This window comes from Thermostichus sp. MS-CIW-30 (assembly GCF_054058015.1).
In genome coordinates, this window is sequence record NZ_JBSRZW010000001.1 from 76245 (window position 1) to 101591 (window position 25347).

A 25347-nucleotide genomic window follows, 5' to 3' on the forward strand; every position below is an offset into this window, starting at 1 on the left:
TACTGTTCGCGCCAGCGGGACGGAGTCCTTAGACCTTACGTGAAGTCGGCAAAAGCTGCAACCATGGCCGGATCCTTGCCCAGGGCTTCTGAAGCAGCAGTGGATCCTGCCAAGTTCGTTGATTACTCTATGAATCCAGCTAATCCTGGAAATCAAGGCAAGTGGATTGCCTTTGCAGAGCTTGGCTATGATGTCAGTACACCAGAGGGAAGAAGGGTGGGATTTGCTCACATTCTGCAACAGGTTACTGCTGCTCTGCCTTGCGCCTTAGCCGGGGATCCGTTTCCAACACCCTATGGAAGCCGCTATCGAGTCAAGATTGAAATTTTGGGCCTCAATCAGAAAAAAGGCACTTTAGTGACCGTGTGGCAGGTTGATAAGGAAAGTTTAATCCCTCGTTTGGTCACCAATTGGCTAGAGGTACACAATGATGAGTAAAACCACTTCTAGAATCAAGCCATACAGTAGAGTCAAAACTGTGGCAGATGTCAAGGAGTATTTCAGCGAGACCACTATTCCTGCTGGAACTCAGGGATCCATTGTGGAATGTTACTCAGATCCCACTGAAGGCTATGCGGTTGATTTAGCGGTTCCGGATTTGAGCTTGGTAGGAGGTTTTCGATATTTTAATCTCATTCTTTTTCCCGATCAGTTTGAAGTCATAGATCCCGAAACATGAAGTATCCAATGTTGAATGGACGTTCCCTCTACCCCACCAGGTCAAGCCAGCGCAGGTAGCCCTCCACCAGTTGGGATCCGGCTAGAGCGGCTACCCCTCCGCCCATAGCCAAGTAGGGGCCGAAAGGGATGGGCTTTCCCAGGCGGGCCCGCCCCTTGATCATGGCCAGCAAGCTAGCCAGCAGGCCAAACCCGGAACCCAAAAGAAGGGCCACCACCACCCCCTGCCACCCCAACCACATGCCGATCAGGGCCAACAGCTTGCCATCTCCCCCACCCATGGCCTCCCGTCGCAAGGCCCACTGGGCCAAGAGGCCAATGCCCTCCAGCAGCCAGAGGCCCAGCACAGCTCCTGCAATCCCTTCCACCAGTGACAGGCCTGTAGCGGCCAGGGATCCGGATCCCTGGAGCCACGGCAGAGCCAGGCGGGCCAAAAGCCCCACCACCAGGCCTGAACGGGTCAGCTCCTCCGGCAGCAAAAAGGTATCCAGATCGATGAGTGCCAGGGCCAGCAGCCAGCTCAACAAGACGCAGGTGAGGATCCCTTGGGCAGAAAACCCCAAAACCCCGATGCTGAGGGCAAACAGCCCTATCGTCAACGCCTCGACAGCAGGGTAGCGCCAGCTAATCTGCACCCCGCAATGGCGGCAGCGACCGCGCAGCAACAACCAGCCTAGGATGGGAATGTTCTCCGTGGGGCCCAGCGGCGTCTTGCAGCTTGGACAATGGGATCCGGGATGGAGCAGAGAAAGACCCTGCGGCAGGCGATAGACCACCACGTTCAAGAAGCTGCCCACACAGGCCCCCAGCACCAGTACCAGCACCCAGCCCAGTAGGCGCAGCTCCCAGGTGCCGTTCGCATCAGCGTTGCTCAGCCACATCATGCGAGCGTTGCGCAGTAGGGGAGAATCTCGAGCATGGCAGCCATTCCCATCGCGTCGGCAGGACGGAGTCCCTAAAGGCAGAAAAAGGAAGGATCTGCTCTGTCAGCGTAGCTCCTTGTGCCTCACCGCAGCGGCTCCAATTGCTGCAGCGGAATAAAAGTTTCCTGGGGCAGCAGGATGGGGAACTCGGAAAAGATCAGATCCCCTCGCAGGGTACGGCGGTGAATAACTACCCCCCGCGGAGGTTGCTCCAGCACTTCCGGTCGATGCTGCAGATGAAATTGATAAATCTGGCGAGCCGCTTGAAGCAGAGCGCTGTCCATGAGCTGTTTTCCTTGCCAAATTCACAACTACCCTAACGACATTCCCATCGCGTCGGCGGGACGGAGTCTTTAGACCTTTTGGGATCCCCAAAGTTCTGTCTGCCATCCCTCAGACTTTTTTAGAACGGTTAAGGCTTCTGAAAAGCCGAGGATCCCCTGAGCCGAACACCTGCTGCTTCCCAAAAGACAAGTCACCCGCCCCCGCCAGCCTAAACTTAGGATATCGCCGCCGAGGACTTATGGGTCACCTCCGCCCACTCAATTCTCGATGTCTGTCCAGGAATGGAGGCCATAGAGCACTCTGGAGTTGTCGGCAGCCAGCCTAAGACAGTTTGACGTCAGGGCTGGGGGAGATCAAATCTGGGCCGATGCTGTAGGAGGAGCCACGGTAACTGGGTTTGGGGTTGAGCTTGTCTTGAAAGCGGGTGATGATCTGGATGGTGCGCTGTACATCCGCCGGAAAGATCACCACCAGGTCTCCGGGTTCGGCTTTCTCCAGAGCGGTTTCGATAGCAGTTGCCTCATCCAAGATTTCCTGCAGACGATCCCCTGCCTTTTCCTGTTCCCAACCCTGCCGGATTAGGGCGGCCACCTCGCCTGGTTCCCGTCCTCGCCGGTCATCATCTTCTTTGACAATGGCTCGGTCGAACATGCGCGCTGCCAAGACTCCCAGCTCTCGTAGGTCGCTGTTGCGCCGATCCCCAGGCCCGCCGATAACCCCAATTTTTCGTTGGCAATCCCAGCGCTCCAGGGTACTTTGAATGGCTTCGTAACCTGCTGGGTTGTGGGCATAGTCAACCAGCACTTGGTAGCCCCCCACATCGAACAAGTTGAGGCGACCAGGGGTTTGGGCCACAGAACTGGTGAAGGTGCCCAGCGCCATGCGGATGTCGTCGATGGAAACCCCGTGCAGGAAGGCTGCCAAAGTAGCGGCCAGCACATTTTGGATCATGAAGCTGGCCTTGCCAGAGAGGGTGAGGGGAATTTTGGTTACATCTTCTATGCGCAGTTTCCAGCCCCGTTTCAAAATTGAGATGTGGCCCTCTTCATAGACAGCTGCTATGCCCCCGGAAGCAATGTGCTTTTGAATGAGGGGATTTTCCGGGTTCATGCTGAAATAGGCCACTGTCGCCTTGACATTGGCGGCCATGGCGGCCACCAGACCATCATCGGCATTCAAGACAGCGTAGCCCCGCTCGTGTACCGCTTCCACCAAGACGGATTTGACGCGGGCCATGTCTTCTAGGGTTTCGATATCCCCCAACCCTAGGTGATCTGAGGTTACGTTGAGCACCACGCCAATATCGCATTCCGGAAACCCCAGCCCCTCTCGCAAAATGCCGCCTCGCGCCGTTTCCAGCACCGCCACTTCTACGGTGGGATCCCTGAGCACCAGGCGGGCGCTGTGGGGGCCGGTCATGTCTCCCTTGGCAATTTGATGGTTTTGGATGTAAACGCCGTCGGTGGTGGTGAAGCCGACCCGCTTGCCGATGCCTTTGAGGATGTGGGCGATCAGGCGGGTGGTGGTGGTTTTGCCGTTGGTGCCGGTGACGGCCAGGATGGGGATGCGGGTGTGGCTGCCGGGGGGAAAGAGCATGTCGATGATGGGCTCAGCCACATTGCGCGGGATCCCTTCGCTGGGGGCCAGGTGCATGCGCAAACCCGGAGAAGCGTTCACCTCGACAATGCCGCCCCCGGTTTCGTTGACGGGCTGGGCAATGTCCGGGCAGATGAGGTCGATGCCCGCCACATCCAGGCCGATGATCTGAGCTGCCCGTTCGGCAATGAAGGCGTTGTAGGGATGGATGATATCGGTGCAATCGACGGCGATGCCTCCGGTGCTCAGGTTGGCGGTGGATTTGAGGGTGCAATGTTCTCCTTTGGGCAGCACCGTATCCAGGGTGTAGCCTTTGCTTTCGAGGATACGCAGGGTCATGTCATCAACGCTAATTTGGGTCAGCACGTTTTCGTGGCCAAACCCCCGCCGCGGATCCCTGTTGACTTCGTCGATCAGCTCTTGAATGGTGGAGCGGCCATCTCCCACCACATAGGCTGGGATCCGCTTGGCCACAGCCACCAGCTTGTTGTTGATCACCAGCAGTCGGTAGTCATCCCCCACCAGGTGCTTTTCCACCAACACCACATCGGAGTATTGGCTGGCGGCATCGTAGGCGATCTCGGCGGCTTCCAGGCTGGTGATGTTGACGGTGATGCCCTTGCCGTGGTTGGCGTTGAGGGGCTTGATCACCACCGGAAAGCCCCCCACATCCTCGATGGTGGCTGCCAGCTCGCTGCAGCGACGCACCGTATAGCCCTTGGGCACCGGGATCCCCATGTCCTGCAGCAGTTCTTTGGTGGCCCGCTTGTCGGCGGCCAGGTCGGCAGCAATGATGCTGGTTTTTTCAGTGGTGGTGGCTTCGATGCGCTTTTGGTAGACGCCGTACCCCAGTTGCACCAGGGATCCCTTGTTGAGGCGCAGATAGGGGATCCCGCGCAGGGCGGCCTCGTCCAGCAAAGCTTGGGTGCTGGGGCCGAAGCGGACGTTCTCTCGGATCTCTCGCAACTCTTGAATGTCCAGTTCTAGGTCGCGGCGGTAGTCTTCTCCATCCACCAAAGCCTGACAGAGGTAGACTGCAGCTTTGGCCGCAAAGCGCCCGGCCTCTGCCTCTTGATACTCGAACACGACGTTGTAGGTGCCGGGGGTGGAGGTTTCGCGGGTGCGGCCAAAATCCACTTTCATGCCGGCCAGAGTCTGCAGTTCCAAGGCCACATGCTCCACCACATGGCCCATGAGGGTGCCCTCTTCCACCCGTTGCAAGAATCCCCCATAGCAGCCGCGGGAGCACTGGTGTTCCCACAGTCCCGGCAACAGGGCCTCCAACCTTTCTTTGAAACCCGGGATGGTGTTGGTGGGTCGCTCCTGCAAGTCTTCCAGATCAAGCCGCATTTGAATCAGCTTATGACGACGGATGCTCCAGTAGTTGGGGCCACTGAGAACGCGGATGGATCGGATGCGCATAGGGTCTAGGGGAAACAGCGGGGAAGGGGACAGATAACTTAGGGTCGTTTTAGGGTCGTTTTCAGGATGCCGGCGCAGGAAACTGCCAAGGACTACATCCCGCTGGCGCGACCAGCCCTAATCTACACTCCCTTTGCCAAGGTCGAGAAAGAGTATCCTTTAATACAATTCTTTCGGCGGGCGAGCAAGGTTAAGACAACGCAATGGATCCCGCTTGACCACATCGGTACAGTGGGGGGCAGACGGGTCTGCGGCACATGGAAAGAACCTATCTGCTGGGGTTGGGCTGGATCTTGGGCCTGCTGGTGCGGGCTTGGCCCCAGGCTGCCGGGTGGGGCTGGGGGATCCTGCTGGGATTGGGGCTGGCGGGATCCCTGCTGTGCCGGCGGCAACCGCGTCTGGCCCGCACTTGGCTGGCGATGGGGCTGGTGGGGTGTCTGGCTTGGGGTTACCTGGGTTGGCGGCAGCCTTTTCCCGGCCCGACGGATATCAGTCTGTTGGCCCCCCAGCAGCAGATGAACTTGGTGGGCACCGTCCTCTCGGAACCTCGTCCCACCCGCAGCGAACGGCGGCAATTTTGGCTGAGAGCAGAGCAGGTGCTCAACGCCGACTCCACGGCCCGCCAGGTCAGCGGCAAGCTCTACGTCACCACCGGCCCTGAGGCCCTCCAGGACAAGGATCTCCACCCCAACCAACGGGTGCGCCTGACGGGATCCCTGTACCTTCCCAGTCCGGCCTTGAACCCGGGCAGCTTTGATTTTCAAGCCTACCTGCAGCGCCAGGGGGCTTTTGCCGGCTTCAGCGCCCGTGAGGTGATCCTGCAGCCGGGGGGAAGAGGTTGGGGGGGCTGGGTGTTGCGGCGGCGGGTGCGAGAGGCGTTCGTTGCTGGATTGGGGGAGCGGCAGGGGAATCTGTTGTCTTCCTTGGTGCTGGGATCCCGGGCCGCCCAATTGGATTTCGACTTGCAGGATGCCTTCCGGGAAATCGGCATGGCCCATGCGCTGGCCGCCTCTGGGTTCCATGTGTCGCTGTTGGTGGGGGTGGTGTTTGTCCTGACGCGCCGGCTGGCGGTGCGCCTGCAGCAGGGGAGCATCCTGGCGGTGCTGGGGCTTTATATCGCCCTGACGGGGTTCAGCCCTTCGGTGTTGCGGGCAGCACTGATGGGGGCAGCAGCCATGGTGGTGCTGACGGAGCCGCGCCTGCAGGGAAAAGTTAGGCTCAATCCGCTGGGCACGTTGCTGGTGGTGGCGGTGGTGTTGCTAATCTATCAGCCCATGTGGATTACGGATTTGGGGTTCCAGCTCAGCTTCGCCGCCACCCTGGGCCTGCTGGTCGGAACAGCCCCAATTGTTTCCCGGCTGGACTTTTTGCCTCCGGCTGTGGCCACCGCCTTGGCCGTTCCGCTGGCAGCCCAGATCTGGACCTTGCCGCTGCAAGTGGCCATCTTTGGCCGCATCCCCACCTACTCGCTGCTGGCCAACCCGCTGCTGCTGATTCTGCTAGTGCCGCTGCTGGTGGCGGGGTTCGGGGTGGCGTTTGGGGCTTTGCTCTGGCCGGGGCTGGGATCCCTGCTGGCCCGGCCCTTGACGTTTTTGATCACGCCTTTAATCAACTGGGTGAACTGGATGGCCAGCTGGCCTCTGAGTTCCTACTACACCGGCCGGGTCTCCCTGCTCCAGTGCTTGCTCCTCTACGGCGCGCTGGTGGCCGTGACCTTTTGGCCACGGTGGCAACGGGCTTTCCGCTGGCAGGGCACTGCCTTGATCCTGGTCGGGATCCTGTTGGGGCCGGGGTTGTGGCCGGGGCCAGCCGTTCAGATCACCGCCCTGGCCAGTGGGCGAATCCCCATCCTGGCCATTCAAGCGGAAGGACGCCACCTCTTGCTCAACAGCGGGGATCCCCGCCTGGCAGAACGCACAGTAGTGCCCTTTTTGCGGCAGCGGGGCCTGCGCCGTCTGGATGGAGCGGTGGCCATGACCTCCGCCGGCTCTGCCAATGGCGGCTGGGAGATCCTGCTGTCGGCTTTCTCCAAAGGAGTACGTCCCGCCAACGCGATTGGGCAATTCTGGGATGGGGGAGGGGCTAATGCGGCTTCCGAAAGTTACCTGCGCTCCCTCAGTGCTGTGCAAGCTGCCGGGATCCCCTATCAGGTGCTGCAGCCAGGCGATCGGATGCCTTTCTCGGAGCGGCTGCGGCTGCAAGCTGTCTACACCAATCCCCTGGTGTTGACACTGGAGGCTGAGGGATCCCATTGGCTGCTGCTGGGCTCTGCCGGCACCCATGTGCAAGCCGAGCTAACCGGATCCCCACTGATGCCGGCCCAGATCGACTGGCTGTGGTGGGACGGAGGATCCCTGATTCTGGATCTGTTGGAGCGCTTTCAGGTGCAGGCGGGCATCAGCTCTGGCCCTGTCAGCGAAGCAGTGACTGCCTGGTTTCGGCAAAAACAACGGCCCCTCTACGTAGCCGATCGAGCTGGAGCGGTGAGCTGGTCGCGACGGGGAGTGCAAACCCTGAGGGCGCAATTGGAGTAGGGCCGGTTTCCAGACCAGGCAGCTTTCTCAGCAGCCTCCCAGTTATCCTGTTTTTGCAACTACGAGCCTCAATCGTTCTCAAGCGTTAATTATTGATTCATGACTGCCTTATGAGCATAGCTGCCAATTAGGCTAAGAATAGCCTCAAGAGGTTTTGCAGCGGGTGATCCATGTCCAAGGCAGAGATGGCGCTGAGCTTTCTGGCCCAGATTCCTCCCGGCTATCTCAACCTGATGGGGTATGTGGACGAGTCGGAAGTGAATGGGCCGGGCTGCCGTGCGGTGGTGTGGGTGCAGGGCTGCTTGCGGGAGTGCCCAGGCTGTTTCAACCCGGCTTCCTGGCCGTTTGTCATCCATCAACTGGTGAGCGTGACCGACCTAGCAGCCCAAATCCTAAGCAACCCCAAAAATCAAGGGGTAACCTTCTCCGGCGGGGAACCCTTCTGGCAGGCTCCTGCCCTGGCCAGCTTGGCGCGGCTTCTCAAGGCCAAAGGGCTGACAGTGATGTCTTTTACCGGCTTTACCCTAGAACAGTTGCACTCCCCCCAAGCTCCTCCCGGCGCCCAGGAGCTGCTGCAAGAGCTGGATATTTTAGTGGACGGCCCCTATCTCCAATCTCAGGCCATTCACTCCCCCCACTCGCTGGTCTCTTCCCGCAACCAGCGGGTGCACGTCTTCAACCCCGCCTTGCAAAACCAGCTTAATTGGGCCAGTGACCAGGTGGAAATTCATATCCTCAAAGATGGAACCCGCATCGTTACCGGCTACGGCAGCCAGTTTCTCCTCGACGAGGCAGGCTCTTGAACTGCAGTGATCCTTTATCCTACACCTGCAGCGGTTCCCTGAGACAAGCGGGCAGTTGCCAGCACATCTCCAGCCAGTTTTTTAGCTCTTCCGGTTGGCCCATGAGGCTCATTTCCACCAGCAAAATGGCGGCCCGGTCGGCGGCGCCTTTGGATCCGAGACGAATTAGGGCAGACAGGCTCTCTTCCCGCCAGCAGATGGATACCCCCTGCCGGATCAAGGCCTGGGCGGCAGCGGGAATGCACGAGGGTGGCACCTGGATGTCTCGCCGCTCGTAGTCGACAGTAGGTAGCATGAACGGCAACCCAAATCTTTATTATGTTTTAATCTTCTTCCCTTTTCGCTTGTCTGTCACGGGTCTTTGCAAAGTATGAAGTAATCTTTTGTAAACTTTGTAGAGTTCTCGACATCGTTGAGAACAGTGGGCGAGCAAGCGCGGGATCTCTCGCGGGATCCCTGGAGAAAACTTAAAAGATAGCGGCGATTTCTCAGCCTCATTTCCCCACAGCCGCGAGAATGGCTGCATGCGCAGGAGATGGGGAGATGCGAGCAGAAGGTTGGGAAAGGCGAGTTGGTCGCTGGTTGCCCAAGGCCACCCTTGCCGGAGCCGTATTGATCCTAGTGGCGATGGGCAGGCCGCTGCGACTGGTGGGCAACGGAGAAAATATGGTGGTGTTCACCTGGGGAGGGGGGGTGAGCCCGATGGCTTTGCAGCCTGGTCTCCATTGGGTGCCGCCTTTTGTCTCGCGCACGGTTACCTTCGATGTAAAAACGCAGGCCCTCACCTGGAAGGACAACGACCCGACTGCCTACGCGCCGCGGCTGGTGGCCCTTTCTCAGGATGGGCAGCAGATTGCGGCTGAGGCGACGCTGCAGTTTCGCATTGTGGACGCCCCCAAAGTCTACACACAACTGGGGGAGAACTACCTGGATCGCATCGCTCCCATTGTTCGGTCGGTCATCCTGAACGAGACCAGCGGCTTTTCCGCCCAGGCTCTGTATTCCACGGAGCGCCCGCTGCTCCAGGGCCAAATCCGCGAACGGGTGGCTCTTCTGCTGAAGGAATACGGCATCGAGGTTTTGGATTTTCTGCTGCGGGATGTGGATTTCGATCCTGATTTTGTAGCGGCAATTGAGGCAAAGACCATTGCCGAAAATCAACTGGCGCAAAAGCAATTTGAGATCGAGCAGGCCCGCCAAGATGCCCGCGCCATCATTTCTCAAGCTGAGGCGGAAGCCGGTCAATTGAGAGCCAAAGCACAGGCCCTCACCCAAAATCCGCAGTACCTAGAGGTGGTCAAAGCCGCGGTACTGGGATCCCGTCTGGAAACTTTGATCACCAAATAACTCAACAGGAAATCAATCCTTTTAGCCTGTCCCCAATTTCCTCAGCTCTTCTCACCGACCCTAAAACGGGAGCAGCCGCCATGTATCCAACAGGAGAAGCACCCCACAGCAGAGCCGGTTGGCTGACCGCGGGAGGGATCGCCGTCTTGGCGGCCCTGGGAGTGCTCCGCGCTTGCCTGTACGTCACTTTGCCCGGACATGCCACTGTAGTTTTCAATACCTTTTCCGGGTTGCAGAAGGGGCGGGTGGAACTGCCAGGGGCCATCTTCCGGATCCCGGGGATCGAGACGCCGATCACCTACACCGTGCTCACCCGCGTTTGGGAGTTTACCAACAACCCCGCCTCGGCCAATGCCATCAGCAACGCCATCACGGTGAACACCGCCGATGGACAAGCCTTTGTCATCGATGTGGCCATTGCCCTCAAGCCCAACCTCGCCACTTTGGATGAGCTGCACGCCAGCATCGGCGAGAACTATCTTTCCACGGTGGTGGTGCCAGTGGTGCGCTCCAAAATTCGGGATATCTCCGCCTCTTTCGATTCGGAAGACTTCTACCGGAAAAGCCAGCGGGCCGCCATCGAACAACGAGCGCTGGACTTGATTCGCCAAGAGATGCCTACTGTCAACCGCGATGGCCAAACCCTGCCTCTGGTGCAGGTGGAGAGCCTGTTTCTGGGCAACCCCGATTTCCCACAAGCCTTAAGAGACTCGATTGAACGCAAACAGGTGGCCTCGATTACAGCACAGACGGCGGCAGTACGGGCGCAGATCCAGGAAAAAGAGACGGAGCGACTGTTAATCCTGGCGGCGGCCAACCAGCGGGCCATTGAGCTGAAAGGACAAGCGGCAGCGCAGAACGCGCAACTGGCGGATCTGCTGTTCTACGAGAAGCTGCAAGAGCGCATCCAAAACCCGACGGACTCGCTGCCCCCTTTGCGCATCATCCGTGTCGAGGGCGATGCCACCGTGTTTCTCAATGTGGATCCCCATCAGGCAGCCTTACAAAGAGCGCAGTAGGTTCAGCAAAGTTGCGGATTACAGACTTAAAAGTCTGAGTATAAAGTGTGTCCAGATGTGAAGGCGAAGGGATGTCATTCGAGTTCGTTGACATCCTACCGCCAAGTGTTTGGACTGGGATCCCCTGTGGGGTTGCGCCGAATCCGGCTGAGGGGGAAAGCTCGTACTCGATGCAAGACTAGATTTTGGCCGCCATGAACTCCCGCCTGACTCACACCCCCTTTCCCCGTCTAAACCCGAAGCTGGCGGAGGCGGATCATGTTTTGGTGGTGGACGATCAGGCCAGCAGCCGCCTCTACATCGGTGAGCTGTTGCGGTCGGCCCACTTCCGCGTGAGCGAGGCCACCAACGGCGAAGAGGCTTTGGAGGCTGTGGAGCGGCTTCGGCCAGACTTGGTGCTGTTGGATGTGCTGATGCCGAACATGAGCGGGTTCGATGTCTGCCGGCAACTGAAGGCCAATGAGCTGACCCGCCTGATCCCCGTTGTGCTGATCACTGCCCTGACCGACCGCTCCAATCGCCTGATGGGGATGCAGGTGGGGGCCGACGACATTTTGACCAAGCCCTTCGATCACGTGGAGCTGCTGGCGCGGGTACGCTCATCCATCCACCAAAAGCGTTTGAACGAAGATCTGGATCACGCCGCCAAGGTGTTGTTTGCCATTGCCCGCGCCGTGGAAAGTCGGGATCCCACCACGGGTGACCATTGCGAACGCTTGGTGGCCATGGGGGAACAGTTTGGTCGTTACTTGGGGCTGTCTCGTCAACAGATCAAGGCCCTGCGCTGGGGCGGCTACCTGCACGACATCGGCAAAGTCGGGATCCCGGATGCGATTTTGTGCAAGCAGGGCAAGCATACCCCGGAAGAATGGGAGATCATGAAATCCCATGTGTTGATTGGCGAAGACATCTGTCGGGGCTTGCGCACCATGCAGGATGTGCTGCCGATCATCCGCCACCACCACGAGCGTTGGGATGGCAGCGGCTACCCGGATGGGCTGGCAGGCGAAGAGATCCCTCTGTTGGCCCGCGTCTTTCAGGTGATCGACATCTTCGACGCTCTGATCTCCCCTCGCCCCTACAAACCGGCCCTGACCGCCGAACAGGCCCTGGAAGTGCTGCGGGAGGAAACCCGCAAGGGCTGGCGGGATCCGAACTTGGTGCGCGAGTTTTGTGACTTTATGTTTGTTACGGCCTTTAATCTGCTGGAGGCGGGATAGGGGCTGGGGTTCCGGGCCAGGCTGGACAGGCAGCTTTTGGGGTTTGGGCGACGACAACTACTCCGGCCACCGGGATCCCGGCAGCGGCCAATACCTGCTGGGCGGCTTGCACAGTAGAGCCGGTGGTGTAGATGTCATCCACCAGCAACACCGGTGTGGCCGGAACTTGTTTCAGGGCAAAGGCCCCGGCCAAGTTGTGCTGTCGTTGCAGCGGGTTGAGCTCATGTTGAGCCGCTGTGGCCCGCACCCGCACCAGAGCCTCAGGCCAATGTCTCAGACCTGTCCGCTGGCAAAAGGCTTGGCTGATCAAGGCGGCTTGGTTGTAGCCCCGTTGCCGCAGGCGCTCCGCATGAAGCGGGATGGGCACCACCGTATAGTCCAAGCCATAGGCCCTACGGGAGCCTGAAGACGGCTGTCGGCTTTCCACCCAGCGGGATCCCAGCCATTCTCCCAAAACCGAGCCAATGCGCCGTTGTCCTTCGTACTTCAGGCAATAGATGGCCCTGCGCAGCGCCCCCCGGTGGATCCCCCAGGCGTAAAGTGGCCAAGGCGAGGTGGTGACTGGCCAAGTGGCAAGGCGCTCCGCCTGCAACCGCTTTTGACAGTCTTGACAGAACACGGCCTTGGCAGGGCGCCGGCAAAGCGGACATGGAGGCACAATCCACCAATCTAACCAGCCCATCGTCTGCTAGGGATCCTTTCTGGTGTGCAGAGTCTCCTAAAAAGCTGAGGCAAGGGGGGAACGAGGCCGAAATTCAGACTCGGCCAGGCTAACAGCCCAGCAGTCCATCCCCAAGTTGACGCTGGGATCCCGCCTTGCTAGGATTCAATATCGCCGGATAATTCAACCGGATAATTTAAAATTTAAGTCGTGACCTTCTCTGCCAGCCCATGCCCACCATTCAGCAACTGATCCGTGAGGAGCGCAGCGTTGCCGCTCGCAAGACCAAGTCTCCTGCCCTGAAGGCTTGTCCACAGCGGCGGGGGGTTTGCACCCGAGTGTACACGACAACGCCCAAAAAGCCCAACTCGGCCCTGAGAAAAGTGGCTCGCGTTCGCCTCACTTCCGGCTTTGAGGTCACCGCTTACATTCCTGGCATCGGCCACAACCTGCAGGAGCACTCTGTGGTCCTGATTCGCGGTGGGCGGGTTAAGGATTTGCCCGGCGTGCGTTACCACATTATCCGGGGCACCCTCGACGCTGCAGGGGTCAAAGACCGCAAACAAGGCCGCTCCAAATACGGGGCGAAACGGCCCAAGCCGGGCCAAGCTCCAGCCGCCGCTGGCAAGAAAAAATAGCTTTGCCCTCACCCTCAACCCTCCATATCCCACTCGTCATCTTTCTTTCTGCCATCCCCATCTGAACAAGCAACCCAGCTCCTATGTCTCGCCGCAACCGTGCCCCTCGTCGTGATGTGCCCCCGGATCCCAAGTATGGGAGCCGTCTGGTTACCATGCTGATCCGCAAGTTGATGATGAGGGGTAAGGCATCCCTGGCTGCCAGGATCCTCTATGAAGCTCTGGACATTGTGCGGGAGCGCACTGGCCAAGACCCACTGCCCTTGCTGGAAAATGCTGTTCGCAACGCCACCCCACTGGTGGAGGTGAAAGCCCGCCGGGTGGGCGGAGCCACTTATCAGGTGCCTGTGGAGGTGAGAGGAGAACGGGGCACTTCCCTAGCGCTGCGCTGGTTGGTGACCTTTTCGCGCACTCGTCCAGGTCGCACCATGGCCGCCAAGTTGGCCAATGAGCTGATCGATGCAGCCAACGAAACCGGCAGCGCCATTCGGCGGCGAGAAGAGGTGCATCGCATGGCCGAGGCCAACAAAGCCTTTGCCCACTACCGCTACTGAATTAGCCTGGCGGAGCAGTGGAGACTTTTGGGATCCCTGTTCTGCCCACCCAGAGTTCCAGCGAGGTGGAGAAAAATCGGCAAAAAAGATTAGAATTGTAAAGGATTTTTTAGTTTGCCCAAGTCGCAGGGCGACGAGGATTGGGAGGTTGACGTGGCACGCACAGTTCCCCTAGAACGAGTCCGAAACATCGGCATCGCGGCTCACATCGATGCTGGCAAGACCACGACCACAGAGCGGATTCTCTTCTACTCCGGTCTGGTGCACAAAATTGGCGAAGTTCACGACGGAACTGCGGTCACCGATTGGATGGCCCAGGAGCGGGAGCGGGGCATCACCATCACCGCTGCGGCCATCACCACCCGTTGGACTAAGCGGGATCCCGCAAATCCTTCCCAGCCCCTCTCCGGCGCACCGGAGTACACCATCAACATCATCGATACTCCTGGGCACGTCGATTTCACCATTGAAGTTGAGCGCTCCATGCGGGTGCTGGATGGGGTGATCGCCGTCTTTGACTCGGTGGGCGGCGTGCAGCCTCAGTCTGAGACCGTCTGGCGGCAAGCCAATCGTTACAATGTGCCCCGCATTGCCTTCGTCAACAAAATGGATCGCATGGGGGCCAATTTCCTCAAGGTTTACAACCAGATCCGGGAGCGCCTCAAGGCCAATGCTGTGCCCATCCAACTGCCCATCGGTGCCGAAGACGGGTTTTGCGGCATTGTTGACTTGGTGCGGATGCAAGCCCGCATTTATATGGATGAGATCGGCAAAGACATTCGTCCGGCCCCCATCCCTGAGGAGATGAAAGATCTCGTGGCAGAGTATCGGGCCAAGCTGGTGGAAGCAGTGGCCGAGACGGACGAGGCTCTGATGGAAAAGTACTTCGCCGAAGAAGATCTGAGCGAAGCCGACTTGATGGCGGGTCTGCGCAAAGGCACGATCAGCGGCCAAATTGTGCCCATGCTGTGTGGCTCTGCCTTCAAGAACAAGGGAGTCCAGATGCTGCTGGATGCAGTGGTGGATTACCTGCCCTCGCCTGTGGATATTCCGGCCATCAAGGGGGTGCTGCCAGATGGCTCAGAAGTGTCCCGCCGTGCCAGCGACGATGAGCCCTTCTCCGCCCTGGCCTTCAAGTTGATGAGTGATAAGTACGGGGATCTCACCTTTATTCGCGTCTACTCGGGGGTGTTGACCAAAGGTACTTATGTGCTCAACTCCACCAAGAACAAGAAGGAGCGAATTTCGCGGTTGGTGGTGCTGAAGGCCGATGAACGCTTGGACGTGGATGAGCTGCGGGCAGGAGATCTGGGAGCTGTGGTGGGCCTCAAGGACACCACCACCGGAGACACCCTCTGCGACGAAAATGCGCCGGTGATCCTGGAGTCTCTGTTTATCCCAGAGCCGGTGATCTCAGTAGCGGTAGAACCCAAAACCAAAGCCGATATCGATAAGCTCTCCAAGGCCCTGCAGGCCCTGGCCAAGGAGGATCCCACCTTCCGCGTGTCTGTGGATCCCGAGACCAATCAAACCATCATCTCTGGGATGGGCGAGCTGCACCTGGAGATCTTGGTGGATCGGATGCTGCGGGAGTTCAACGTAGAAGCCAATGTTGGTAACCCACAGGTGGCCTACCGCGAAACCATTCGCAAGCCGGTTAGCCGCGTGGAAGGCAAGTTTGTTCGCCAGAGTGGTGGCCGCGGCCAGTACGGCCATGTGGTTATCGACCTAGAGCCGGCGGAGCCGGGTACAGGATTTGAGTTCGTTTCCAAGATTGTGGGTGGCGTTGTGCCCAAAGAATACATTGGGCCAGCCGAGCAAGGGATCCGAGAAGCCTGCGAATCCGGTGTGCTGGCGGGCTATCCCCTGATTGACATCCGCGCCACCCTGGTGGATGGCTCCTACCACGAGGTGGACTCCAGCGAAATGGCCTTCAAGATCGCCGGTTCGATGGCTCTGAAGGAGGCCGCTCGCAGGGCAAGCCCTACCCTGCTGGAGCCGATGATGAAGGTCGAAGTGGAAGTCCCTGAAGCCTTTGTGGGGGATGTCATCGGGGACATCAACGCCCGCCGCGGCCAGATGGAGGGGATGAATACAGAAGGCGGCATTACCAAAGTCAATGCCAAAGTTCCCTTGGCGGAGATGTTTGGCTATGCCACCGACATTCGCTCCAAAACCCAGGGTCGAGGCACCTTCACGATGGAGTTCAGCCACTACGAGGAAGTTCCTCGCAGTATCGCCGAAGCCATCATTGCCAAAAACAAAGGAAATGAGTAGCTGACTGAAACCAAAAAGGAAGTGATGATTCATGGCACGCGCTAAGTTTGAACGCACCAAACCCCATGTCAACGTTGGCACCATCGGCCATGTTGACCACGGCAAGACCACCCTGACGGCTGCCATCACCACCACCTTGGCTGCTTTGGGTCAGGCCACAGCCAAGCGGTACGATGAAATCGACGCAGCGCCAGAGGAAAAAGCTCGCGGCATTACCATCAACACCGCCCACGTCGAGTATCAGACTGCCAACCGTCACTACGCCCACGTGGATTGTCCCGGCCACGCCGACTACGTGAAGAACATGATCACAGGCGCGGCTCAGATGGATGGGGCCATCTTGGTGGTGTCTGCAGCTGATGGTCCCATGCCCCAAACGCGGGAGCACATCCTGCTGGCCCGGCAGGTGGGGGTGCCCAGCTTGGTGGTCTTTCTGAACAAGGCAGACATGGTGGACGATCCAGAGCTGCTGGAGTTGGTGGAGCTGGAAGTGCGGGAGCTTCTCTCCAAATACGACTTCCCCGGCGACGACGTTCCCATCATCAGAGGATCGGCGCTGAAAGCCCTAGAAAGAATGACCGCCAACCCCAAAACCCAGCGGGGCGAAGATCCTTGGGTGGACAAAATTTATGAGCTGATGGATGCGGTGGACTCCTACATTCCCACGCCTGAGCGGGATGTGGACAAGCCCTTCCTGATGGCTGTGGAGGATGTCTTCTCGATTACTGGTCGGGGCACGGTGGCCACGGGCCGGATCGAGCGGGGCCGCATCAAAGTGGGCGAAACGGTGGAACTGGTGGGCCTGCGAGAAACTCGCTCTACCACCGTTACCGGCCTGGAGATGTTCCAGAAAACCCTCGACGAAGGGATCGCCGGCGACAACGTTGGTGTGCTGTTGCGGGGCATTCAGAAGAACGAAGTGGAGCGCGGCATGGTGCTGGCCAAGCCCAAGACCATTACTCCCCACACCAACTTCGAGTCTGAGGTGTATGTCCTCAAGAAAGAAGAAGGAGGTCGCCACACGCCGTTCTTCGCCGGCTATCGTCCCCAATTCTACGTGCGCACCACCGATGTAACCGGCACCATCTCTTCCTTCACGGCTGATGACGGATCCCAGCCAGAGATGGTGATGCCTGGTGACCGCGTCAGGATGACGGTGGAGCTGATCCAGCCCATCGCCATCGAGCAGGGGATGCGCTTTGCCATTCGCGAGGGTGGCCGTACCGTCGGAGCGGGTGTTGTCTCCAAGATCCTGAAGTAAGCTGCTTTTTCTCGGCAGGGATTGAGTGCTGGCGGCCCCAGACCAACTCGGTCGCAACAGTGGTGCGGAGCACTTTCCCTGCTGACCTTTTCGAGTCCACCGTTCTCTGGATTGCTCTCCGGCCATGCCTACTTTGACCCAACAGAAAATTCGCATCCGCCTGAAGGCTTACGATCATCGGCTGCTGGATACTTCCTGCGACAAAATCGTGGATACGGCTCGTCGTACCGACGCCGTACCTGTCGGCCCGATCCCTTTGCCTACGCGGCGCAGAATCTACTGTGTGCTGCGTTCCCCCCACACCGACAAGGACTCGCGGGAACATTTTGAAACCCGCACCCACCGGCGCATTATCGACATCTATTCCCCCTCTTCCAAAACCATCGATGCTCTCATGAAGCTGGATCTGCCGGCAGGGGTAGATATCGAGGTGAAGCTGTGATGGATCTGCAGGGATCCCCCGCTTTCGCAGTCATTTCGTAGAGCTTGGATGAGGGCAGCAGCGGGTGACAACATCGGTTGATCCGGTCGATCGCGATAGTGGTGCAGACCCCTCTCAGGGGTTGGCAACTCCAGGAGCGGCCCAATCCCCCATCCCGGTTTTGGTGGTGGGGGCCTTGGGCAAAATGGGGCGAGAGGTGGTGCGAGCCGTTGCCCAGACGCCCGACATGACCCTAGTGGGGGCAGTAGCCCGCTCGCAATTGGGCTTGGACATTGGCGAGGTGCTGGGCCTGGGATCCCTGGGGGTGGAGATTACCGATGACTTGTCGGGGCAGTTGCTGAGGTTGTCGCAGCGGAGCAACCGCGGCGTGATGGTGGATTTTACCCATCCTCGGTCGGCCTTTGAACATGTTCGCTCGGCCATTGCCTTTGGCGTGCGTCCGGTGGTGGGGACGACGGGCCTGACGCCGGAGCAGGTAGAGCGGCTGCGGGATCTGGCGGACAAGTCGGGTGTGGGCTGTTTAATCGCGCCCAATTTTGCCATCGGCATGATTTTGCTGCAGCAGATGGCGCTGCAGGCGGCCCAGTATTTTGACCATGTCGAGATCATCGAGCTGCACCACAACCGCAAAGCGGATGCCCCCAGCGGCACGGCTCTGCAGACGGCCCAACGGCTGGGACAATTGGGCAAAACCTTTAACCCGCCCGTTCGCGACAGCGGGACGGAGTCCTCAGTGGAAGAAAAAGAGCTGATCCCCGGTGCGCGGGGAGGGCTCTCTGGCCCCAACATTCCCATTCACAGCGTTCGTCTGCCGGGGTTGATTGCCCACCAGGAGGTCATTTTTGGTGGGATGGGGCAAACCCTCACCTTGAGACACGACACCACCGATCGGATAGCTTTTATGCCGGGGGTGATCCTGGGGATCCGCAAGGTGCTGCAGCTCAAAGGTTTGGTCTACGGGCTGGAGCAAGTGTTGAGCTAGCCGGTCAGGGGAGGGATCCCGGCCTCATCCAGAATGCGGGGGATGAGGTGCTCGGCTTTGACGGCCATCAGATGCACCCCATGGCAGATCTGGCGGGCCTGACGCACCTGTTCGGCGGCAATGCGGATCCCTTCTTCGAGGGGGTGGGCGGCGTTGGCCAGCCGCTGGATAATCCCGTCTGGGATCTTCACTCCTGGCAGGTTGCGGTTGATAAACTCGGCATTTTTGGCCGATTTGAGCAAAAAGATGCCGGCCAAAATGGGCTTGCCGGCGGGACGGCCCAACTTATCCATGAAGCGCTCCAGTTGCTCAAAGTCGGTAACCATCTGGCTTTGGAAAAATTGGGCCCCGTTTTCCAGCTTGCGGTGGAAGCGCCGCTCCAGGCCGGAAAAGCTGCCCGATTGGGGTTCTACCGCTGCCCCTGCCAACAGATGCGTGCCCCCATCCGGGAGAGGTTTGCCATTGCAATCTAGGCCGTTGTTCAGCCGTTGGATAAGCTGCAGCAGGCGCACCGATTCCAGATCGAACACGGCGCGGGCATCGGGGCAATCGCCGATGTGGATGGGATCCCCGGTGAGGGCCAACACATTGCGCAGGCCGAGAGCTGAGGCCCCCAACAGATCCCCCTGGAGGGCCAGGCGGTTGCGATCCCGACAGGCCAACTGCAGGATCGGTTCAACACCCGCCTGATGCAACAGCACCGAGGCCGCCAACGGGCTCATGCGGGCCATGGCTCGGTTGGAGTCCGTGATGTTGATGGCATGCACCCGCCCCTTGAGCTGCTGGGCCAAAGACAGCAGGGTGCTGGTGTCGGATCCCTTGGGGGGGGTGATCTCGGCGGTGAGCAGAAATTCCCCCTGCTGGATGGCCTGGGCGAAGCGGGACAGGGGAGGTGATGAGGGGATCAGGGCCACAATTTCGGCAGAAAGGGTAAAACGGGCTGGCCTATTATCGACTTTTCCAGGAGGTTTTTCCAGACAGGTCGTCCTTTCTCAAGGCTTGGGCGAGGGAAGGGGGCTGGGCGGGGGCTGCACCCGCATTTCCCCCAGCCATATCTGGGGATCCCCCTGTTGCAGATGCTGCCGCCAATCCTGTGCTGCTGCAGGAGGGATCCCGTCCCCGCTCAAGGCCCAGCTCCAGCCGATCACCTGAGGCCAGCGTTGGGCCTCTAGGGCTGCCAGCAGCGGTTGAGAGGCTTCCGAGCCCAGGGCTGGCCCGCGGATCACCACAGGCACTTCCGGGTTGAGGGCCTCAAGGCGGCGGTACAGCGGTTCAAAAGCGGCGGGATCCCCCGTTACCTGTAGGCTCAGCCAGTCCATCTCAGGGAACCGAGCCCAGGTGGACACGACCTTGGCATCTTCTCCGTCCAGCTCCACCACCCAGAGCAAATTGGCCGGGGACTCCGTCCCGCTAACGCGAACAGAGCGCAGGGTTTGCATCAGGTGTTGGTAAGCCCGTTGTTGCAGCGAGGACTCCGTCCCACCAAAGGGCTCCCCACCGCTACCGCGAGCGCGTTCGGGATCCCCGTCGCCAACAACGACGGCCAGGATGATGGGGGTGGCAAAGCGCTGGATCCCGCGGGCCCAAGAGCGCAAGGTCTCATCGTGATCCCCATTGGCCAAGGCAGAAAGTTGGGCCGGATCTAGCCGCAGGCGCAGGTAGGGGACTGAGCCGCTTTCCCGCAGGCGACTGGCCAACTGCTGCGGAAAGTCCTGGCGGGGATCCCAGAGGTGATCCACGGCTGCCCAGGCGGGGGGTTGACCGATGGCCTGGCGATAGGCGAGGAGTTGATCCCAAGTGGGAATGCCCGGCCAAGCGACCCCGTGATACAGCCGACCCGGAGGTGGCGGCAGCGGCCTACCCCGCAGAAAGGGGGCGGAATCGGGTGGGATTGGCGAGGTGAGAACAACCTCCAGCCGCAGCGGCGGCAAGACCTCACCGGCAGGGGGATGCGGCAGGGAGAAAGGGAGGATCCAACTGCGCTCCTGGAACTGGCCTCGGATGATCTGCTGAGGGTGAAAGTCCTGGGGAGGTGGCAGCGGTTCCAGCGGGTCTTCCCCCCAGAAAGCCCGTTGGATTACCAAGCGCACCCCTGCGCCGGGGTGGATCAGAGGCGTGGTGGTATCCAGGTGAAAGCTACCCCTGAGGCGGGTGGACGTCTCATTGGGCTCAACCCGGAAGGAGAAGGTGAGCTGGTCAGATCGGTAGGTGCCTGGAGCGGGGGAAGCAGTGGGGGGCGGGGATCCCGGCAGGCTTTCGCAGTCGGTGCAGGGAAAAATGGCCTGCGGATGGAGAGAGACAGAAGCCTCGCGGGCGGATTGCAGTTGCTCAGCAGTGATGACAAAACTGGCCCAAAGGTGTTTCAGACGGGGCTCCCGACCAGGCTGAATATCGGAAAAGGATCGGCCTTCGGGAGTGGCCGTCCGCGTGCCGACAGCAGCGCCATCCAGAGGGACTGTAGAAACCGGGTCGCCAGCACATCCCCCCAAAAAACCAACCGACAAAATCAGCAGCAGCGCCCAGCCGCAAGTGCTCCGCACCGCTACCGCGACCCAGGGGTCGAGTTTGCAGTTGGATGGCTGGATCATGATCTCACCTCAATACACCACTCCTGCCCGGCTACCGAAGGGAGTCGATGCCGCTCTCGTCTTGTGGACGGTGCGGTTCCCGACGGGGCACCAACGCAAACGGCCAGCAAGATCCCTTTCCCTCCGGTTGCTAGAGGGATCCTCGCCCAGAGGCACACCCTTTGAGATTGATCCCGATCACACCCGTTGCTGAACGGGAAAGGTCTCCGTCCTGCCCAGGCGAACTATCCCTGCGGCACGGTTGCGACTTCTGGGTAAATGGTCAGGATCCCTTCGTAGAGGATTTGGCCGGGCTGCACCTCCAGGCGGTCAATGCGCACGCCCGGATCCAACTGAATGGGGAAATCGGCCAGGCCGGGGATGGGGATCTCTTGGCCTTCGCTCACCCAGAGGGGATTGACCAGCCGCAACCGGTTGGGGCCTTGGGCTTCTAGGCCAGTCAGCACCGTCACCGGCGCTTCCACCCCTTCCGGAGTGGTCAGGTTAGCCTGGATGCGCAGCCGACCCTGTTCCAGCGTGACCTGAGGCTGGCGGATGAGAAAGGGCACCACTTGGCCCCCAACAGGCAACTGCACCTGGGCCTGAGCCAGTTGGGCTTGGATGAGGGGAGCCTGGAGGGTGCGGTTCAGGTCTTCCTCGGTAAGGCGCAAGCTCACCTGCACCGGCACAGGGGCCAATAGCCGCAGCGGGCTCCGTCCCTGGATGGCTTCGCCCACATTGAGGCGAATATCCTGGCCCCGCAGCCGCAGATGGCTGACCTGAAAGCCTTGATAGCTGAGGTTGTCTCCCGACACCTGGGCCTGAGGGATCTGCCCGTTCAAAATCTGGGCGTCGGAGCCGGCAATTTGCACTTGCAGGTTATCGACCCTCTGCACCTCCGAACGGATCCAAGCGGCCACCAAGGGGCTGAGAAGGGATCCGGCAATTTGGGCAAATCCGGGCCAAGGCCAAAACATGGTGGGTAGGCTGAGCAGCAGAGCAAACCCCAGCCGCTGCCCCGCTTGCGAAAGCCGTTGGCGGCGACAGGTTGCCGATTGGGTTTGGAGAGGAGACGGATCTGGACTGGGCCGATGGCAAGACGTGAGCAGCACTGGATACCTCGGGAGCAACAACAAGCGATGGTTTCCACCCAACTACGACCAGACTAGGGCAGGACTTCTCCGCCGAACAGAGGGATCCCCCGCACACTTGGAGAGGCTATCCATCCGTCAACTGCCACCAAAGATACCCCAGCCGCAGATAGTGCAGCCGTAGCCAGGGCAAAGGGAAAGAGCGGGGCGGCTGGCGAAACAGAGCGCTCATCTGGGAAGGGATCCCGGCGATCTCCTGGGCCAGCATTTTGCCCGCCCACACCGCCGTGGCTACACCGCTGCCGTGATAGGCCAGGCCATACCATAGGCTGGGATCCGCCGGCGAAGGGCCAATATGGGGGTGAAACTGTCGAGAAAGGCAGACCAGTCCATTCCAGGCGTACTCGATCTCCACCCCTTCCCAAGCAGGGAAAAGACGATAGAGCTGTCGAGTCATCCAAGTGCGCAACTGCTGTCGCTCCGTCGGGGTATCGCGGGTGCCACCCCGTCCCCCAAACAGCAGGCGCCCATCCGGCAGCAGACGGTAATAGAACAGCAGCCGCCGCATGTCGTAGAGTGGCGTCGGATCCCACCACCCCTGCGCTTTCTGCTCCTGAGGCGTCAGAGGTCGGGTGACCAGGATGTTGGACAGTGCCGGCAACAGGGATCCCGCCAGTTGGGGATACAGGGCCTCTGGGGTGTAGCCATTGGTGGCGATGACCAAGTGTCGAGCGCGCACCGTTCCTCCCGGCGTGTGACAGATGTGTTGGGATCCCACCTTTTCCCAGGCCGTGACCGGACTGCCGCTGTACAGCTTCGCCCCCCACCGGTGGGCCGCTTGGGCCAGTCCTTGGGTGAGCTTGAGGGGGTTGAGGCCAAACCCCACCCCGATGTGCAAAGCGCCGTGGTTCTCTTGGCTGTTGAAGCCGCGTTCCCGCAGCTCTTTGGGGTTGAGGAGCTGGGCCGGGTAGCCCGCCACCTGAGTACAGATCTGGTACTCGGCCTCTAACTCCGACCATGCCTGTGGACGATGGGCCACTGCATAGCAGCCCTGTCCCTGAGCCTCTAGGGAGAAGCCCTCGCTGGCCGCCAGCTCCTGAACGGTTTCCACTGCCTGCCATTGATCCCGGTAGTAGCGCTCTGTCTCTGCCAGGCCCACCCGCCGCACCATCTGGGCGTGGGTAAGGTGGCTCGCCCCCACCCCGCAAAAGCCGCCATTGCGCCCCGAGGCCCCCCAACCCAGGGATCCCGCCTCCAGCAGACAAGCATGGATACCGTGGTCGCGGGCCAGGTGCAAGGCCGTCGATAGCCCCGTCAATCCTCCCCCCACAATGACCACCTCCGCGCTCACCTGCTCCTGCAAAGGTGCCGGATGCCGCCAGCCGGGATCTGCTATCGTGCTCTCCCAGTAGCTGCCGACCGGACAGGCAGGATCATAGGTGCTGGCAGGATAAAGGCCCTTTCTCATACGAGCAATGGGAAGAACATCTTGCTGGGCAACGCCGAAGTGCTCGGTACCGCTGAGGCGACCGGTCGAAGAACAATTTTTGAAGGGGATCCCCTCACTCCTGGGCAACGCTGTCGCAACCGGCAGCAGCGGCCTCCATATCGGCAGGGGTATTGCAGTCCAGGAAGATCTCAGGAGTGTAGAGCTCCACCTCCTGTACCCGCCTGCCCAGATCCTGCAACAACCGGCGCAGGCCCAGGGTTTCTTCTCGGAGATCCAACAGCTTTTCCCGCAAGCGCCTGTCGATCAGGGTAGGGTGCCCCCGTCGCCCTCGATGCACCGGCACAGTAACCCAAGCGCGATGGCGCAGATGGTACTCCAGCAAGCTGTGGTAGATCCACGCCGGGCGGGGCTGATCCACCGCCGAAATGGCCAGCACCTGAAAATCGGCAGGGATCCCTTCCACCCCTACCCGAATGGAGTGGGTCTTGCCCAGCTCAGGAGCCGGATTGACCAGCACCTCTGCCCCTGCCAAGTGGGGTTGGGCTGCCGCCAAATGCTGGGATCCCAGCACCACCCAGGGTTGAAACCCCGCCTGTCGCCACTGAAAAATCTGGTAAGAGAGCAGGGTTTGCCCGTCTTTCCAGGGCAGAAAGGCTTTCGGCTCTCCCATCCGCGTGGAAAACCCAGCCGCCAAGATCAGCGCATGCAGCTTCGGCTCATTTGCCAAGGAGCTTCACCAGCAGAATGCCAAACAAATATAGAAACGTCACAGCCCCGGCCAAAAGGCTCTGGGTGAGGGGATCCGTCGAAGGGGTGAGAATGGCCCCCGCCACCACCGCGCCCAGAACCACATAGCGCCAGCCCTTGAACATCTGCTCGGCAGTCACCAGCCCCAGCGCCCCCAGCAGCGCCTGCAAAATCGGCACCTGAAAGGCCAGGCCGGTGCTGAACAGCAGCAGCAGCACAAACTCAAAGTAGCGGTCGATGGACCAAGCCTGATCCACCACCCCTTCGCCGTAGCGGATGAAAAAGTTAAGCGCCGCCGGAATGAGGAGATAGTAGGCAAAGACCAAGCCGGCCACAAAGAGAAGGCTGGATCCCAGCACCACCGGCCCCAGCAGCTTGCGCTCCTTCACGCTCAGCCCCGGCAAGACGAAGCGGGCAATTTGGTAGAGCAAAAAGGGTGTGGCCAGCAATAGCCCCGAGTAGGCCGCCACCTTCACAGAAACGAAAAAATACTCCCCCGGCGCCAGTTGCAAAAAGGTAACCCCCCGAGCGGGCACCTCCAGCAGGGCGACAATGCGGTTCACCACGGCAAAGCAAGCGATGATGCAGATCGCCACCGCGATCACGCTGGCCAACAGGCGGCTGCGCAGCTCTTCCAAGTGCTCCATCAAGGTCATCTCGACCTCGTAGGGAAACTCCGGATCCCGCACCCGACCAGACTCAGGGGCCGCCGCGGCTTGCTCCGGGGATTCGGTCTCAGAGGCAAGGGTCATGGGCCAAGGTGTAACGAGACGTTCCCCGCTATCTTAGCGCTGCCCCCTCTCCAGGGAAAAGCACTTGTCGAGCCGCTATAGGGGGATGTAGCCCTGGC

At 60.1% G+C, this 25347-nt stretch carries 23 protein-coding genes; 12 read left to right on the top strand and 11 right to left on the bottom strand.

Translation table 11 applies throughout. The features are described 5' to 3' along the window. Positions 1-39 precede the first annotated feature (39 nt). Positions 40-438: a DUF6883 domain-containing protein gene (locus ACVWXW_RS00380; RefSeq protein ID WP_414388491.1), complete on the top strand. Its 399-nt coding sequence runs from the start codon at positions 40-42 to the stop codon at positions 436-438. 269 nt (positions 439-707) lie between these two features. Here the strand turns inward: ACVWXW_RS00380 and ACVWXW_RS00385 are convergent, their stop codons facing one another. From ACVWXW_RS00385 to cphA, 3 genes are all read right to left on the bottom strand, one after another. Then, positions 708-1562, bottom strand: coding sequence for a prepilin peptidase (locus ACVWXW_RS00385; RefSeq protein ID WP_457402129.1), 855 nt, complete (start codon positions 1560-1562; stop codon positions 708-710). A gap of 122 nt (positions 1563-1684) precedes the next feature. Then, a complete protein-coding gene (locus ACVWXW_RS00390) occupies positions 1685-1885 on the bottom strand; it encodes a hypothetical protein (RefSeq protein WP_414330572.1) in 201 nt (66 codons plus the stop codon). Between the two features lie 322 nt (positions 1886-2207). After that, positions 2208-4904: a cyanophycin synthetase gene (cphA, locus tag ACVWXW_RS00395; RefSeq protein ID WP_457402131.1), complete on the bottom strand. Its 2697-nt coding sequence runs from the start codon at positions 4902-4904 to the stop codon at positions 2208-2210. A gap of 257 nt (positions 4905-5161) precedes the next feature. Here cphA and ACVWXW_RS00400 point away from each other — a divergent pair, with 257 nt between their 5' ends. Both ACVWXW_RS00400 and ACVWXW_RS00405 read left to right on the top strand, forming a co-directional pair. Beyond that, positions 5162-7438 carry a ComEC/Rec2 family competence protein gene (locus ACVWXW_RS00400; RefSeq protein WP_457402133.1) on the top strand — a complete coding sequence of 759 codons (2277 nt, stop codon included), beginning with the start codon at positions 5162-5164 and terminating at the stop codon, positions 7436-7438. Positions 7439-7608: 170 nt separating this feature from the next. Continuing rightward, positions 7609-8241 (top strand): 4Fe-4S single cluster domain-containing protein, encoded by a 633-nt coding sequence (locus tag ACVWXW_RS00405; RefSeq protein ID WP_414330282.1) that lies wholly within the window; start codon positions 7609-7611, stop codon positions 8239-8241. A 19-nt stretch (positions 8242-8260) separates the two neighbouring features. On the opposite strand, the gene ACVWXW_RS00410 is transcribed toward ACVWXW_RS00405, so the two are convergent. Continuing rightward, complete coding sequence (locus ACVWXW_RS00410; protein WP_414330279.1) at positions 8261-8536, bottom strand: hypothetical protein; 276 nt, start codon at positions 8534-8536, stop codon at positions 8261-8263. Positions 8537-8784: 248 nt separating this feature from the next. On the opposite strand from ACVWXW_RS00410, the gene ACVWXW_RS00415 reads away from it, so the two are divergent. From ACVWXW_RS00415 to ACVWXW_RS00425, 3 genes are all read left to right on the top strand, one after another. Continuing rightward, the gene (locus ACVWXW_RS00415; RefSeq protein WP_414413669.1) at positions 8785-9588 is read left to right on the top strand and encodes a prohibitin family protein; all 804 of its coding nucleotides are present in this window, start codon (positions 8785-8787) and stop codon (positions 9586-9588) included. 80 nt (positions 9589-9668) lie between these two features. Further along, a complete protein-coding gene (locus tag ACVWXW_RS00420) occupies positions 9669-10607 on the top strand; it encodes a prohibitin family protein (RefSeq protein WP_457402135.1) in 939 nt (312 codons plus the stop codon). Positions 10608-10801: 194 nt separating this feature from the next. Continuing rightward, positions 10802-11827: an HD-GYP domain-containing protein gene (locus ACVWXW_RS00425; RefSeq protein WP_457402137.1), complete on the top strand. Its 1026-nt coding sequence runs from the start codon at positions 10802-10804 to the stop codon at positions 11825-11827. Here ACVWXW_RS00425 and ACVWXW_RS00430 read toward each other — a convergent pair. Beyond that, positions 11805-12509 (bottom strand): ComF family protein, encoded by a 705-nt coding sequence (locus tag ACVWXW_RS00430; protein WP_457402139.1) that lies wholly within the window; start codon positions 12507-12509, stop codon positions 11805-11807. The two genes, ACVWXW_RS00425 and ACVWXW_RS00430, sit on opposite strands and share 23 nt — an antisense overlap. 209 nt (positions 12510-12718) lie before the next feature. On the opposite strand from ACVWXW_RS00430, the gene rpsL reads away from it, so the two are divergent. From rpsL to dapB, 6 genes are all read left to right on the top strand, one after another. Then, the gene (gene rpsL, locus ACVWXW_RS00435) at positions 12719-13126 is read left to right on the top strand and encodes a 30S ribosomal protein S12 (protein WP_414349901.1); all 408 of its coding nucleotides are present in this window, start codon (positions 12719-12721) and stop codon (positions 13124-13126) included. An 83-nt stretch (positions 13127-13209) separates the two neighbouring features. Continuing rightward, a complete protein-coding gene (gene rpsG, locus ACVWXW_RS00440; RefSeq protein WP_011432554.1) occupies positions 13210-13680 on the top strand; it encodes a 30S ribosomal protein S7 in 471 nt (156 codons plus the stop codon). Positions 13681-13833: 153 nt separating this feature from the next. After that, complete coding sequence (gene fusA / locus ACVWXW_RS00445) at positions 13834-15957, top strand: elongation factor G (protein ID WP_011432555.1); 2124 nt, start codon at positions 13834-13836, stop codon at positions 15955-15957. Positions 15958-15988: 31 nt separating this feature from the next. Further along, positions 15989-17218 (top strand): elongation factor Tu, encoded by a 1230-nt coding sequence (gene tuf, locus ACVWXW_RS00450; RefSeq protein WP_457402141.1) that lies wholly within the window; start codon positions 15989-15991, stop codon positions 17216-17218. A 124-nt stretch (positions 17219-17342) separates the two neighbouring features. After that, positions 17343-17660: a 30S ribosomal protein S10 gene (gene rpsJ, locus ACVWXW_RS00455; protein WP_414328725.1), complete on the top strand. Its 318-nt coding sequence runs from the start codon at positions 17343-17345 to the stop codon at positions 17658-17660. Positions 17661-17781: 121 nt separating this feature from the next. Continuing rightward, positions 17782-18642, top strand: a complete 861-nt coding sequence (dapB, locus tag ACVWXW_RS00460) for a 4-hydroxy-tetrahydrodipicolinate reductase (protein ID WP_457402259.1) — start codon at positions 17782-17784, stop codon at positions 18640-18642. On the opposite strand, the gene ACVWXW_RS00465 is transcribed toward dapB, so the two are convergent. The 6 genes from ACVWXW_RS00465 to tatC all read right to left on the bottom strand — a co-directional run bounded on the left by ACVWXW_RS00465 (position 18639) and on the right by tatC (position 25249). After that, positions 18639-19556: a methylenetetrahydrofolate reductase gene (locus ACVWXW_RS00465; protein WP_457402143.1), complete on the bottom strand. Its 918-nt coding sequence runs from the start codon at positions 19554-19556 to the stop codon at positions 18639-18641. The two genes, dapB and ACVWXW_RS00465, sit on opposite strands and share 4 nt — an antisense overlap. A gap of 78 nt (positions 19557-19634) precedes the next feature. After that, positions 19635-21230: a hypothetical protein gene (locus tag ACVWXW_RS00470; RefSeq protein ID WP_457402145.1), complete on the bottom strand. Its 1596-nt coding sequence runs from the start codon at positions 21228-21230 to the stop codon at positions 19635-19637. A gap of 224 nt (positions 21231-21454) precedes the next feature. Beyond that, the gene (locus tag ACVWXW_RS00475) at positions 21455-22342 is read right to left on the bottom strand and encodes an LmeA family phospholipid-binding protein (protein WP_457402147.1); all 888 of its coding nucleotides are present in this window, start codon (positions 22340-22342) and stop codon (positions 21455-21457) included. Between the two features lie 85 nt (positions 22343-22427). Next, positions 22428-23876: an NAD(P)/FAD-dependent oxidoreductase gene (locus ACVWXW_RS00480; RefSeq protein ID WP_457402149.1), complete on the bottom strand. Its 1449-nt coding sequence runs from the start codon at positions 23874-23876 to the stop codon at positions 22428-22430. Then, complete coding sequence (locus ACVWXW_RS00485) at positions 23863-24477, bottom strand: nucleotidyltransferase family protein (RefSeq protein ID WP_414349906.1); 615 nt, start codon at positions 24475-24477, stop codon at positions 23863-23865. The genes ACVWXW_RS00480 and ACVWXW_RS00485 overlap by 14 nt, the downstream gene beginning before the upstream one ends. Beyond that, complete coding sequence (gene tatC, locus ACVWXW_RS00490; RefSeq protein ID WP_457402151.1) at positions 24467-25249, bottom strand: twin-arginine translocase subunit TatC; 783 nt, start codon at positions 25247-25249, stop codon at positions 24467-24469. The genes ACVWXW_RS00485 and tatC overlap by 11 nt, the downstream gene beginning before the upstream one ends. Between the last annotated feature and the right edge of the window lie 98 nt (positions 25250-25347).